This is a genomic window from Rhizorhapis sp. SPR117, assembly GCF_021742065.1.
In genome coordinates this window covers 14,580-28,315 of the sequence record NZ_JAKKIE010000009.1, presented here as the reverse complement: position 1 = coordinate 28,315, position 13,736 = coordinate 14,580, and the positions used below count along the sequence as shown (strand labels likewise).

9 protein-coding genes are annotated in these 13,736 nt (G+C 59.5%); 6 read left to right on the top strand and 3 right to left on the bottom strand.

Annotated elements, in window-relative coordinates:
• Positions 1 to 89: 89 nt before the first annotated feature.
• From groES to L3X40_RS05435, 4 genes are all read left to right on the top strand, one after another.
• A complete protein-coding gene (groES, locus tag L3X40_RS05450; protein ID WP_237364751.1) occupies positions 90 to 377 on the top strand; it encodes a co-chaperone GroES in 288 nt (95 codons plus the stop codon).
• An 85-nt stretch (positions 378 to 462) separates the two neighbouring features.
• Positions 463 to 2,115, top strand: coding sequence for a chaperonin GroEL (gene groL, locus L3X40_RS05445; RefSeq protein WP_237364750.1), 1,653 nt, complete (start codon positions 463 to 465; stop codon positions 2,113 to 2,115).
• A 133-nt stretch (positions 2,116 to 2,248) separates the two neighbouring features.
• Positions 2,249 to 2,830, top strand: a complete 582-nt coding sequence (locus L3X40_RS05440) for an ANTAR domain-containing response regulator (RefSeq protein ID WP_237364749.1) — start codon at positions 2,249 to 2,251, stop codon at positions 2,828 to 2,830.
• Entirely contained in the window at positions 2,827 to 4,068 is a 1,242-nt protein-coding gene (locus tag L3X40_RS05435; RefSeq protein WP_237364748.1) for an ABC transporter substrate-binding protein, read from the top strand. The genes L3X40_RS05440 and L3X40_RS05435 overlap by 4 nt, the downstream gene beginning before the upstream one ends.
• Positions 4,069 to 4,088: 20 nt before the next feature.
• Here L3X40_RS05435 and L3X40_RS05430 read toward each other — a convergent pair whose 3' ends face one another.
• Positions 4,089 to 4,625 (bottom strand): cytochrome b, encoded by a 537-nt coding sequence (locus L3X40_RS05430; protein WP_237364747.1) that lies wholly within the window; start codon positions 4,623 to 4,625, stop codon positions 4,089 to 4,091.
• 155 nt (positions 4,626 to 4,780) lie between these two features.
• On the opposite strand from L3X40_RS05430, the gene recF reads away from it, so the two are divergent.
• Positions 4,781 to 5,848 carry a DNA replication/repair protein RecF gene (gene recF, locus L3X40_RS05425; RefSeq protein ID WP_237364746.1) on the top strand — a complete coding sequence of 356 codons (1,068 nt, stop codon included), beginning with the start codon at positions 4,781 to 4,783 and terminating at the stop codon, positions 5,846 to 5,848.
• An 18-nt stretch (positions 5,849 to 5,866) separates the two neighbouring features.
• On the opposite strand, the gene L3X40_RS05420 is transcribed toward recF, so the two are convergent.
• Positions 5,867 to 8,632, bottom strand: coding sequence for a [protein-PII] uridylyltransferase (locus tag L3X40_RS05420; protein ID WP_237364745.1), 2,766 nt, complete (start codon positions 8,630 to 8,632; stop codon positions 5,867 to 5,869).
• A gap of 9 nt (positions 8,633 to 8,641) precedes the next feature.
• Positions 8,642 to 11,284 carry a DNA mismatch repair protein MutS gene (gene mutS, locus L3X40_RS05415; RefSeq protein WP_237364744.1) on the bottom strand — a complete coding sequence of 881 codons (2,643 nt, stop codon included), beginning with the start codon at positions 11,282 to 11,284 and terminating at the stop codon, positions 8,642 to 8,644.
• Positions 11,285 to 11,421: 137 nt separating this feature from the next.
• On the opposite strand from mutS, the gene L3X40_RS05410 reads away from it, so the two are divergent.
• Positions 11,422 to 13,686, top strand: a complete 2,265-nt coding sequence (locus L3X40_RS05410; protein WP_237364743.1) for an NADP-dependent malic enzyme — start codon at positions 11,422 to 11,424, stop codon at positions 13,684 to 13,686.
• The last annotated feature ends 50 nt before the right edge of the window (positions 13,687 to 13,736 follow it).

The following is a 13,736-nucleotide window of genomic DNA, read 5'->3' as shown; positions in this document are numbered from 1 at the left end:
ATTGGGACGGCAGGCTATTGAAGGGGGCGCCATATGGGGAACCCTGCATAACCTCCGGCCAGAATGTGGAACAAGAGGAAGGTAAGCATATGGGTTTTCGTCCGTTGCATGATCGCGTTCTCGTTCGCCGGGTAGAGGCGGAAGAGAAAACAGCTGGCGGGATCATCATCCCTGACAGCGCCAAGGAAAAGCCCTCGGAAGGCGAAGTTGTCTCGGCTGGCGCAGGCGCCAAGGCTGAAGACGGCAAAGTCACACCGCTGGACGTCAAGGCTGGCGACCGCATCCTGTTCGGCAAATGGTCCGGCACCGAAGTCAAGATCGACGGTGAAGACCTGCTGATCATGAAGGAAAGCGACATTTTGGGCATTGTTGGCTGAAGTCAACAGGCTTGGGAATCGTTGGCTGAGCCACGTTTCGACCGTAACAAACGCATAATCCGACAAGAAAGCAGAGGTAGATATTATGGCAGCGAAAGAGGTCAAATTTTCGCGCGACGCCCGTGAACGCATCATGCGTGGCGTCGACATCCTGGCTGACGCCGTAAAGGTCACGCTGGGTCCTAAAGGCCGCAATGTGGTCATCGACAAGAGCTTCGGCGCTCCCCGCATCACCAAGGACGGCGTTACCGTCGCCAAGGAAATCGAACTGAAGGACAAGTTCGAAAACATGGGCGCCCAGATGGTCCGCGAAGTCGCTTCGAAGACCAACGACGTTGCCGGCGACGGCACCACCACCGCCACCGTTCTGGCCCAGGCCATCGTGCGCGAAGGCATGAAGTCGGTTGCAGCGGGCATGAACCCGATGGACCTGAAGCGCGGCATCGATATTGCCGTCGGCAAGGTCGTCGAGGACCTCAAGAGCCGTTCCAAGCCCGTTGCCGGTTCGAGCGAAATTGCCCAGGTTGGCATTATTTCGGCGAATGGCGACACGGAAATCGGCGAAAAGATCGCTGAAGCGATGGAAAAGGTCGGCAAGGAAGGCGTCATCACCGTCGAGGAAGCCAAGGGTCTGGATTTCGAGCTGGACGTTGTCGAAGGCATGCAGTTCGACCGTGGTTACCTGTCGCCTTACTTCATCACCAACCCGGAAAAGATGCAGGTCGAACTGACCGACCCGTACATCCTGATCCACGAAAAGAAGCTGTCGAACCTGCAAGCGATGCTCCCCATTTTGGAAGCTGTCGTTCAGTCGGGCCGTCCGCTGCTCATCATTGCCGAAGACATTGAAGGCGAAGCGCTTGCGACCCTGGTGGTCAACAAGCTGCGCGGCGGCCTGAAGGTTGCAGCAGTCAAGGCGCCCGGTTTCGGTGATCGTCGCAAGGCGATGCTGGAAGACATCGCGATCCTGACCAAGGGTGAGATGATTTCGGAAGATCTGGGCATCAAGCTGGAAAGCGTTACCGTTGGCATGCTGGGTCAGGCCAAGCGCGTTACGATCGACAAGGACAACACCGTCATTGTCGATGGTGCAGGCGATGGCGATGCGATCAAGGGTCGCGTCGAGGCGATCCGTCAGCAGATCGACAACACCACCAGCGATTACGACAAGGAAAAGCTCCAGGAGCGCCTTGCCAAGCTTGCCGGCGGCGTTGCCGTGATCAAGGTTGGTGGTTCGACTGAAGTGGAAGTCAAGGAACGCAAGGATCGCGTTGACGACGCTCTGCACGCCACCCGCGCTGCGGTGGAAGAAGGCATCGTTCCTGGCGGCGGTACGGCATTGCTGTATGCCACCAAGGCTCTGGAAGGCCTGAAAGGCATCAATGACGACCAGACCCGCGGCATCGACATCATCCGCAAGGCCCTCGAAGCGCCTCTGCGCCAGATCGCTCAGAATGCGGGCTTCGACGGTGCAGTCGTTTCGGGCAACCTGCTGCGCGAAAATGACGAGACCCGGGGCTTCAACGCATCTACCGATGTGTATGAAAACCTGGTTGCTTCCGGCGTGATCGATCCGACCAAGGTCGTTCGCACCGCGCTTCAGGACGCAGCCTCGGTTGCTGGCCTGCTGATCACCACCGAAGCCACGATTGCCGAGGCACCGGAAGACAAGTCTTCTGGCCCGGCAATGCCTGACATGGGCGGCATGGGTGGAATGGGCGGCATGGGCGGCTTCTAAGTCTCTCATCTGCTACAAAGACATGGGAAAGGCCGGGACGAAAGTTCCGGCCTTTTTCCGTCAGGCGCGCGCGACACTATAGTTGCAATTCGCTACAAATCATGCTGCAACGCAGCGCGGAAGGACGATCAGGTTGCGGATTGCGATAGTCGATGAAAGCACCGCGCGCGCGGCAGTGATCGAGGAGGGGCTGAGAGAGGCCGGCCTTACCGACATTGCGATTCTGACCGACCGTAAGGGACTGGTCGCGCGGCTGACGGCGCTCGCACCCGACGTCGTCCTGATCGACCTTGAAAACCCCAGCCGCGACACGCTGGAGGAAAGTTTTCTGGTATCCCGTTCCATCGGCAAACCGATTGCCATGTTCGTTGACCAAAGCGACGAGGAATCCACTATTGCGGCTGTCGATGCGGGCGTGTCGGCCTATATCGTCGATGGTTTCCGCAAGGAACGGATCAAGCCTATCCTCGACCTTGCCGTTCGCCGCTTTCAGGCCTTTTCCAAATTGCAGGGCGAGCTGGCCGAAGCGAAAAGCCTGTTGGCCGAGCGTAAAACCATCGATCGCGCCAAGACTATCCTCATGAAGCGCCGGGGCATCGACGAACCGGCTGCCTATGCCTTGTTGCGCAGCCATGCCATGCAAAGCAATCGCCGGATCGCTGAAGTCGCCGAAGCGTTGGTGACCGCAGAGAATTTGATGGGAGGAGATTTGTGACATTGACCCCGTTCCGCATCGGTTTCCTGCCATTGGTCGATGCCGCTCTCCCGATATTGGCGCGCGAATTGGGCTTTGCCGAACAGGAAGGCATCGAGCTTCAGCTTGTCCGCGATCTGAGCTGGGCTACGGTGCGCGACCGCTTGCTATATGGGCATAGCGATGCCGCACATCTGCTCGCACCGCTTGCTATTGCGACCAGCCTTGGCCTTGGCCGACCGGCGGTGCCCCTGTCGGTGCCGTTCGTGCTGGGCCTCAATGGTAATGCGATCACATTGGCGCCCTGGCTTGCCGATGCGGTGGCGGGGAATACCACAGGCCTTGCTGACCCGGTCGAGGCGGGACGGAGGCTTGCGGTGATCATCGCGTCGCGAGCGCGGGAAGGCGCAAAGATTCGGCTTGGCGTTGTGCACCGTTTTTCCAGTCACAACTATATGTTGCGCTATTGGCTGGCGGGCAGCGGCGTTGACATCGACAATGAAGTGGAGATCATCACCATCGCGCCACCTTTTGCCGCAGATGCACTGGCGGCGGGGGAGGTTGACGGGATTTGCGTGGGCGAACCATGGAACAGCGTGGCGGTTGATCGCGGCGCGGGTGCCATCGTCACCGTCACGTCGCACATCTGGCAGCGAGGCGTGGAAAAGGTGCTCGCCATGCCGACCGACCGGATGGAGGGCGAGCGTGACCTGGTTCACCGCGTCATCCGGGCGCTTTATCATGCGGGCAAAGCGTTTATCGTACCGGAGCGCTTTGCCGAAAACGCAGCAATTCTGGCACGGGCGGAATATCTCGATGGCCCGGCGCCGATGATCGAACGCGCCATTTCCGACCGGATCAAGCTATCGGCGAACAGCGAGCCTTTGCACATACCCGACTTCATGTTCCAGCACCGGGAGGCGGCGAACTTTCCCTGGGTCAGTCAGGCTGCCTGGCTCTATGCGCAGATGGTGCGCGCCGGCCATGTGGTGCAAAGCGAACGGGACTATGCTGCGGCCCAAAAGGTTTTCCGGCCCGATGTCTATCGCGCGGCCTTGTCCGGTACGAATGTGCCTTTACCCGGCGCAAGTGCCAAGCTGGAAGGGGGGATTGCCGAACCGATCGGTGTGGGCACGGTCCAGGGGCGTCTGCTGCTCGGCCCCGACCAGTTTTTCGATCGCCGATCCTTCGATCCCGACCACCTCGACAGCTATTTGAAAGAACTGAAAAATGGCGCGGGCAGCAAGTCGACCAGATGACTGGGCAGATGTGCCTGTCATCAGGTCAACATGCGGTTGAGCACATTGTCTTTCAAAAGGAAATGATGCCGCAGCGCCGCGGCGATGTGCAACACGACAAGACCGGCCAGAAAAAATCCGAGTAGTTCATGTCCTTCATGGGTGATGCCGGTGATTGCATCTTCTTTGGACACCGCAAATTTGGGAACGTCGAACAGGCCGAACCAGTTGAGCGGATTTTTGCCCGCCGATGTGAAAATCCACCCCGATAGCGGCATGACAAGCATCAGGACGTAGAAGAGGGCATGAGTGATTTTCGCCAGCGACTTTTCCCAGCCCGGCATTTCCTGTGGCAAGGGTGGTGGCGTATGCCCCAGACGCCAGCCCAGCCGTATCAGAACAAGGACCAGCACCGTCAATCCCAATGATTTGTGGATGGACATGGCGGCAGGGAAGACATCTTCCAGCGGATCATGCAGCAGGCCCAAAGCAATGCCCGCAATGATGCAAAGTGCAATGACCCAATGTAGCCAGCGTGCCACACGGCTGTATCGATCTTGCGCTTCCATGCTGATCATATGCGTCCCCTCATTTGCGGAACCAGTGCCCCGATGTTTCGCCATGTCCGCTATTTGCATCAATCACGACGCCAGATCAAAGCATTTGACCTTGTGTTCCAACCCAATAGAACGCAGAGGCCGTGCACTATGTCGAGAGGATCGGAGCGGTTCGAATGTCTTTGCGCCGCTTGTCCATTACCGATTTTCGTAACCATGCCGATGCGCTGATCGTGCCGGATCACATGTTTGTCGTGCTGACCGGCGAAAATGGTGCGGGCAAGACGAATATATTGGAAGCAATTTCCCTGCTTGCCCCTGGGCGGGGTTTGCGGCGTGCACCGTTAAGGGACATGGCTCGACAGGGTGGCCCAGGTAATTTCAGCGTTGCGGCGCAGGTGGATGATGTCACCATTGGCACCGGAACGACGGCGGATACGCCAGACAGGCGGCTGGTGCGGATAAATGGCGCCAATGCGGCGGCAAGCGCTTTGTCCGAGTGGCTTTCCATCTTGTGGCTGACCCCGTCCATGGATCGGTTGTTTGTGGATTCACCAGGGGGACGCAGACGATTTCTGGATCGGCTGGTACTCGCGCTTCATGCCGGACATGCAGTACACAGCGCCCGGTATGAGGCAGCGATGCGCGCGCGGACCAAATTGCTGACCGCCGACCGATCCGCCGATGCCACCTGGCTGGCGGCGCTGGAAGCGCAGATGGCCGAACATGGCACAGCGGTTGCCGCGGCGCGGCGCGATACGGTTGCTGCATTGGGTGAAGCGCTGCTGTCGCAGGCCGATGGACCCTTTGCGCGGCCGGCCCTGGCGCTTGAGGGCTGGAACGAACCCGAAGAAGATCTGGCGCGGATATTGAACGAAGGCCGTCGCCGCGATGCCGCCGCCGCTCGAGCGCTTGTGGGGCCGCATCGCACCGATCTTGCCGTCACACATATTGCCAAGGGGCAGGCGGCGGCGCTGTGTTCCACCGGCGAACAAAAGGCGCTGTTGCTGTCGATCATCCTCGCCCATGCCGAATTGGTGGCGCGGCGCATGAAGCGCAAACCGGTGCTATTGCTGGACGAGGTCGCCGCGCATCTTGATCCCGTGCGCAGGCAGGCCCTGTTCGAACGCTTGGCAGCGGGTGGTGGGCAGGTGTGGATGACCGGGACGGAACCGGCACTGTTTGAAGGGTTGGATGCCTGCCGCCTGCATGTGTCCGCGGGACACGTGGTTCCGGCCGGCTGAGAGGTGAGGGCTGCGTTTTTACGCAACCTCCAATATTTGCTCCCCGATGTCCGCGCCCGCCGCTTCGAGCAGTCTTTTTTCAAGCGTTGCAAGCCGTGCTTTGCTCTCCAGCTTTCCACCCAGCAAGTCGGTCAGGTAGAATGTGTCGACCGCCCGCTCACCATAAGTCGCGACATGCGCGCTGTGGATCGTAACCTTTGACTGGAACAGCGCATAGGCCAGACTGTAGAGCAGGGCCGGACGGTCGCGCGCATTGACCTCTATCACGGTGAAGCGGTTCGATGCCTTGTTGTCGATCAACACATTGGGAGCGATGTGGAATGCTTCGGCCCGAGTGCGGGGCAGGGGCTTTGCCTCCAGCCGGGTCGTCATTTTGTGCCGGTTGGCGAGGCCGTCCTCAATGGCGGTGCGGATGCGGGCCAGTTGATCGTCATGGTCGAACGGACCGCCAAAGGGGTCTTGCACCAGGAAATTGTCGATCGCCATGCCATCGCGCATCGTGTGGATGCGCGCGTCGATGATGTTACCGCCAGCCAGGTGGATAGAGCCTGCTATACGGTAGAAAAGGCCCGGATGATCGGATGCATAAACGGTCACAAGCGTTGCGCCGCGTTCGGGATATACTTCGGCAGCGATCGAGAGAGGGCTTTTCCCCGCGCTCAGAATATGGCGGGCATTCTGCGCCAATATATCGTCTGGCTCGGCAATCCAGTAGGGTTCGGGAAAGCGTTTGCGGAGGGATGCGAGTTCCTTGTCGGACAGGCCAAGCGTTGATTGCAACCTCTGTTGCTTTGCCACAATTCTTTCCTTGCGCCCCTTTTGCTTGTGGCCAAGGCGCAGCACTTCCTCCGCCGCTTCATAAAGGTCGGACAGTAATTGCCGCTTCCAGCTGTTCCATACGCCCGGACCAACCGCGCGGATATCAACGACGGTCAGGACAAGCAGCAAGCGGAGCCGTTCCGGGCTCTGCACGATATCGGTAAAGTCGAGGATGGTTTTGAAATCGCTCAGGTCGCGTTTGAACGCGGTGGCCGACATCAGCAAATGATGGCGCACCAGCCATGACACCGTTTCGGTTTCCGCTGGAGTAAGACCCAGGCGCGGACATAATTCCAGCGCGATTTCCGCCCCCAATATGCTGTGGTCGCCGCCACGACCCTTGGCAATGTCGTGCAGCAGGACCGCAACGAACAGCACCCGGCGTGAAATGACCTTCTGCATGATCGCTGTGGAGAGCGGATGGTCGCCCTTGTGCGTGTCGTTTTCAATTTCCGCCAACAGGCCGACAGCGCGGATGGTATGTTCGTCCACGGTATAATGATGATACATGTCGAATTGCATCTGAGCGACGACACGCCCAAAATCCGGAACGAAGCGGCCGAATACCGTCGCTTCATTCATCCAGCGCAGCACCGTTTCGGGATCGCGCGGCGATGAAAGGACATCCAGGAACAATTCGTTGGCACGCGGGTCGTTGCGGATATGATTGTCGATCAGGTTCGCGTCACGGTTGGCCGAACGCATGGCGAGGGGATGGATTTCCAGGCCATGCTTGTCGGCCAGTGCGAATATTTCGATAAGGCGGACGGGGTCTTCTGCAAAAAATTCCTCATAAGGCAGAGCCAGACGCCCACGGTTCAGCGTGAACCCGTTGAGTTTTTTTGGGCGGCGCGTGATGCCGGGGAAGAAACGGCGCCCGCGCGCGGCAAACGCGTCGTCAAGATGTGCCAGGAATACCCCGGTCAGATCGCCGACCATCTTTGCGTTCAGGAAATAATATTGCATGAACCGTTCGACCGCAGATTTGCCCTCGCGGTCGGCAAACCGCATGCGTGTGGCGATTTCGAGCTGCAGGTCAAAAGTCAGCCGATCTTCGGTTCGTCCGGTCAGCATGTGCAGGTGGCAACGCACGGCCCAGAGGAAATTTTCGGCCCGCTGGAACTGCCGCAATTCCTTGGGCGTCAGCAATCCCACATCGACAAGGCCGGATACCGACCGCACGCGATGCACATATTTGCCGATCCAGAACAGGGTGTGCAGATCGCGTAACCCGCCCTTACCCTCTTTCACATTGGGCTCGACGACATAACGGCTGTCGCCCATGCGCTTGTGCCGTTCATCGCGTTCGGCCAGTTTTTCCGCGATGAAGGCACGTGCAGTATCCTTCACGACTTCTTTATCGAAACGCGTGGATGTTTCATTATAAACCGTCTGGTCGCCCCAGATATAGCGCCCTTCGAGCAAGGCTGTGCGGATCGTCAGATCTTCCTTTGCCATGCGCATGGTTTCATCGATGGATCGACTGCTATGCCCGACTTTGAGTTGCAGGTCCCAGAGTGAATAGAGCATCGATTCGATGACCTGTTCGGTCCATCCCGTGGGTTTATAAGGTGTGATGAAGGCGATATCGACGTCGCTATGGGGCGCCATTTCGCCCCGGCCATAGCCGCCCACCGCCATGATCGCCATGCGTTCGGATGCTGTCGGATTATTGGCCGGGTATAGATATTGAACGGTGGCGTCGTAAAGCAGGCGGACGATCTGATCGATCAGGAATGCCTGACCAGCCGCCGCTTCCCGACCGCGAGAAGGATTGTCGGCCAGCCGTTTGGCGATCTCGAACCGTCCTTCGCTCAGCACGTCTTTCAACTGTGCGACCACGGCGTGACGCAACTTCGTCTTGTCGTCCCCATGTTCGGCGGCGATGACGACAAAGCTGTCGGCGATGGTTCGACGGTCAATGATGGCGCGTCGGTTCGCAATGCTGTCAAAAGGAGTGGCCATGGCTTCTAGCTAGGGATTATCATCGGCATTGGCCAGTTGCTTGAGGCGATAAATGACGTCAAGCGCCTCTCTGGGACTAAGAGCATCCGCATCGACGGCATGAAGGGCGTCCCGCAGAGGATCCTTTTTATCCTCTGCGGGTTGCGCTATCGCCGCGAACAGAGGCAGATCGTCCAGCCCGGCAGCGATACCGCCCGTTTTCGCTTTACCTTCCTCCAGCCGGGCCAGCACGTCCTTTGCGCGGGAAAGGACTGCGGCAGGCAGTCCGGCCAGGCGCGCAACGGCAAGACCGTAGCTGCGGTCGGCGGGTCCCTGAGCCAATTCGTGCAGCAGGACAAGGTCGCCCTTCCATTCGCGGGCACGGACGTGGTGGAGTGACAGCGCGTCGAGCTTTTCGGCAAGGCGTGTCAGTTCATGATAATGGGTGGCGAACAGGCACCGGCAGCGATTGACCTCATGTACCGCCTCTACCACGGCCCATGCGAGCGCGAGCCCGTCATAGGTTGACGTGCCGCGTCCCACCTCGTCCAGAATGACGAAGCTGTGTTCGGTCGCCTGCGACAAAATCGCGGCAGTTTCCACCATTTCGACCATGAAGGTGGATCGCCCGCGTGCCAGATTGTCCGATGCACCGACACGGCTGAACAGACGATCGACCATATTGAGGCGCGCGGAGGCGGCAGGCACGAAACTTCCTGCCTGCGCCAGAATGATGATCAATGCATTTTGGCGTAGAAAAGTGGACTTGCCGCCCATGTTGGGACCAGTCACCAGCCACAGGCGGCTTTGCGTTTCCAATGTGCAATCATTGGCGATAAAGGGCACGCCTTCCTTTGCCAGCGCCGCTTCCACGACCGGATGGCGGCCACCCTGTATGTCGAGACATTGCGTGTCCATGAACTGCGGGCGACACCAGCCGCCTTCGGCCGCGCGTTCGGCGAGTGCGGCACTGACATCGATCCGCGCCAGCGCATCGGCGGCGCGAGAGATTTCGGCTTTGCAGGCCAACGCCGCCTCGATCAACTCTTCGAGGTACGCGGCTTCGGCGGCAAGGGCGTGCGCGCCAGCCTGCGCCACGCGCATCGCCTCTTCATGCAGGTCGGGAGAATTGAACCGCACCACGCCAGCCAGGGTTTGCTGATGGGCAAAGCCGCTGTCTTGCGCCATCAGGGTGTCGCCATGACGTGCGGGGACTTCGACATGATAGCCGAGCACTGCATTGTGCCGGATTTTCAGGGAAGCGATGCCTGTCTGGTCCCGATATTTTGCTTCCAGCGCGGCAATGGCGCGTCGACCATCGCCCGCCATTCGCCTCAGGTCGTCAAGTGCCGCGTCATAGCCGTCGGCAATATAGCCGCCCTGTGCTGTTTCGGTCGGCGGACTGGGCACCAAAGCGCGGCTGAGCTGATCGACCAGCGTGCCATGACCATCGAGGTGGGGCAGCAGTTGTGCCAGCAATTCAGGCGGTTCGGGCAGCCGTCCCAGCCGTTCACGCAGCAGCCGCGCTTCATTCAGGCCATCACGTAGCTGACCCAGATCGCGCGGGCTGCCGCGTCCGATGGCAATGCGCCCCAGCGCGCGACCAATGTCGGGCAGGGCCTTCAATGCTCCGCGCACAAAGTCGCGCATATTGCTGTCGTCATGAAACCAGCCGACCAGCGCCAGCCTTTGCTCGATGGCTTGCTTGTCCATCAGGGGCGCGGACAGATCCGTACCCAATAATCGCGCGCCCGCTCCGGTTACCGTCCGGTCGATGGTCCCCAGCAGGCTGCCGGCCCGTGCCCCTGCCATTGTCTGTGCGATCTCCAGGCTTTCACGCGTGGCCGCATCGATCATCAAATGCATGGCCGCATGACGCTGTACCGGCGGTTGCAGGAAGGGAAGTCTGCCCTTGCCCGCATGGTCGAGATAGGCGATGAGTCCGCCCATTGCCGCGAGTTCGGCGCGGGAAAACTGCCCGAACCCGTCCAGCGTTGCGACACCGAACAGCTTCTTCAACTGCGTCTCTGCCCGGCTGCTGTCAAAGGCCCCGCGATCGAAGGCGTGGACATCGGACAGATCAAGCACCAGATCATCGGCCGCCACGATTTCCGACGCGCAGAGCCGCGCCAGTTCGGCTTGCAGATTCTGCTCCTCGACGCAAAGTGCTTCAAATCGTCCGGTCGAAATGTCAGCGGCGGCCAGCGCCATCTGTCCACCCGCGGCGCCAATCGCCACCAGCATATTGTCGCTGCGTGCATCAAGCAGGCTGTCTTCGGTCAGCGTCCCCGCCGTCACGTATCGGACAATTGCGCGACGCACGAGCGCCTTTCCGCCGCGTGCCTTTGCCTGAGCGGGGCTTTCGGTCTGTTCGGCAATGGCGACGCGGTGGCCGGCGCGGATCAGGCGGGCGAGGTAATTTTCCGCCGCATGGACCGGCACGCCGCACATGGGTATCGGTTTCCCGTCATGTTCACCACGGGATGTGAGGGCAATGTCCAGTGTTGCGGCAGCCTGTTTCGCGTCGTCAAAAAACAGTTCGAAAAAGTCGCCCATACGGTAAAAAAGCAGACAATCTCCGGCTTCCGCCTTCAATTCGAAATATTGCACCATCATGGGCGTGACAGGGCCGGATGGCTTTGACGATTTTTCCGAGCTTGCAACCTTGTTCATCGGCCAAAGCGATAGCCGAGGAGGCGTGGACAGGAAAGAGGGTAGAAATTCATGGCATCGACTTGTCCTGATGGCGTTTCGCTCTTACGGCATTCGAAAAGGTCATGCGGTAAATGGAAATGATGCGGGGTTCATGAATGAGCGATAAGTCCAATGTCGAATTTTCCGAGCGCGAGGCGCTGCTATTCCATTCGCATGGACGGCCGGGGAAGATCGAAATCATTGCGTCAAAGCCGATGGCGACGCAGCGGGACCTGAGCCTTGCCTATTCGCCCGGTGTTGCAGTCCCCGTCCGCGCCATTGCCGAAGATCCGTCGAAAGCCTACGACTATACGGCCAAGGGCAATCTGGTTGCAGTCATTTCCAATGGTACGGCGATTCTTGGCCTCGGTAATCTGGGGGCGCTGGCGTCCAAACCGGTGATGGAAGGCAAGGCGGTGCTGTTCAAGCGTTTCGCCGATGTCGATTCCATCGATATTGAGCTCAAGACAGAGGATGTCGACGCCTTTATCAATGCGGTTGAACTGATGGAGCCGAGCTTTGGCGGCATCAATCTGGAAGACATCAAGGCACCAGAATGCTTCATCATCGAACAGACGTTGCGCGAGCGAATGAACATTCCTGTCTTCCATGACGATCAACATGGCACCGCGATTATCAGCGCGGCGGGTATTATCAATGCCTGCTATCTGACCGGGCGCGAGCTTGCCGACGTTCGTATCGTGGTCAACGGCGCGGGCGCGGCGGCGATCGCGTGCACTGAACTCATCAAAGCGATGGGTGTGCAGCACGACAACGTCATCATGTGCGACCGCAAGGGCGTCATCTATCAGGGCCGCGCCGAGGGCATGGATCAGTGGAAGTCCGCCCATGCCGCACGAACCGATGCCCGAACGCTGGAAGAAGCGCTTCGGGGTGCGGACATCTTCCTCGGATTGTCTGCAGCCGGGGCGCTTAAGCCCGAAATGGTGAAGGACATGGGGGCAAAGCCGATCATTTTCGCCATGGCCAATCCCGATCCCGAAATCTCCCCACCTGATGCGAAAGCGGCACGCCCCGACGCGATCATTGCGACGGGGCGGTCGGACTATCCCAATCAGGTCAACAATGTGCTGTGCTTCCCCTTTATTTTTCGTGGTGCGCTCGATGTGCGGGCAACAACGATCAATGAGGAAATGAAGATCGCGGCGGCGCAGGCGATTGCCGAGCTCGCGCGCCAGCAGGTGCCCGAAGAAGTGGCGAGTGCTTATGGCGGCCTGCTGCACACATTCGGGCCGGAATACATCATTCCTTCGCCTTTCGATCCGCGCCTGATGGAAATCGTACCGGCTGCCGTGGCGCAAGCCGCCATGGACAGTGGCGTCGCGCAAAAGCCGATCGAAAACATGGCGGCCTATCGCCAAAGCCTGAAGGCTCGCCTCAACCCCACCACTTCGGCGTTGACCCTCGCCTATGACAGTGCGCGGGCCGAACCCAAACGGGTCGTCTTTGCCGAAGCGGAAGAGGAGGTGGTGCTGCGTGCCGCGATCCAGTTCCGCGATGGCGGCTATGGTGTGCCGGTGCTGGTCGGGCGCAATGACGTCTATGATCGGCTGGCGGCGCTGGGCGTGGCCGATCCGCAGAGCTTTGAAGTGCATAACAGCGTTAATTCGCCACTGGTGCCCAAGATGGTCGATATGCTTTACGCACGATTGCAGCGTCGTGGTTTCCTGCGGCGCGATTGTGAGCGGATGGTCAACCGCGATCGCAACATCTTCGGTGCGCTGTTGTTGCAACTTGACGAAGCGGATGTGATGATCACCGGCGTTACCCGCACCTATGCCCAATCCATGCGCGAGGTCCGCAAGGTTCTGGACGCGCGGGAAGGGCAGACATCCTTTGGTATCCACGTCCTTGTGGGTCAGACGCACACGGTGTTCATGGCCGACACGACCGTCCATGAACGACCCAGCGCTTCTGAACTGGCAGACATAGCCGAAGGGACAGCCGCTGTGGCGCGGCGCATGGGGCATGAACCGCGTGTCGCCTTCCTGTCCTATTCGACCTTTGGCAATCCGGCCGGTCAGTGGCTGGACAATATCCGCGATGCCGTCGCCCTGCTCGATGAGCGTGGGGTAAGTTTCGAATATGAGGGCGAAATGGCGCCTGACGCGGCGCTCAACCCCAACGTGATGAAGAAATATCCTTTCAGTCGCCTGTCCGGCCCCGCCAATGTGCTGGTGATGCCTGGCCTGCAATCAGCCAATCTTTCGGCCAAGTTGCTGCGTGAGCTGGGCGGCGATGCGATCATTGGACCCATGCTGGTCGGCATGGAAAAGCCGGTTCAGATCGCCACCATGGGCTCTACCGCTTCGGAACTCGTCACACTCGCGGTGTTGGCGGCAGGCGGGATCGCACGTTAAAGCGAATGCTGTGATTTCCGGGTTGGACGTTCGACCAACCCGGAATGCTT

Excerpts from the sequence above, each read along its gene's own strand:
- groES (WP_237364751.1), top strand. The coding sequence starts at position 90 with ATGGGTTTTCGTCCGTTGCATGATCGCGTTCTCGTTCGCCGGGTAGAG.
- groL (WP_237364750.1), top strand. The coding sequence starts at position 463 with ATGGCAGCGAAAGAGGTCAAATTTTCGCGCGACGCCCGTGAACGCATC.
- L3X40_RS05430 (WP_237364747.1), bottom strand. The coding sequence starts at position 4,625 with ATGATCAGCATGGAAGCGCAAGATCGATACAGCCGTGTGGCACGCTGG.
- recF (WP_237364746.1), top strand. The coding sequence starts at position 4,781 with ATGTCTTTGCGCCGCTTGTCCATTACCGATTTTCGTAACCATGCCGAT.
- L3X40_RS05420 (WP_237364745.1), bottom strand. The coding sequence starts at position 8,632 with ATGGCCACTCCTTTTGACAGCATTGCGAACCGACGCGCCATCATTGAC.
- mutS (WP_237364744.1), bottom strand. The coding sequence starts at position 11,284 with ATGAACAAGGTTGCAAGCTCGGAAAAATCGTCAAAGCCATCCGGCCCT.
- L3X40_RS05410 (WP_237364743.1), top strand. The coding sequence starts at position 11,422 with ATGAGCGATAAGTCCAATGTCGAATTTTCCGAGCGCGAGGCGCTGCTA.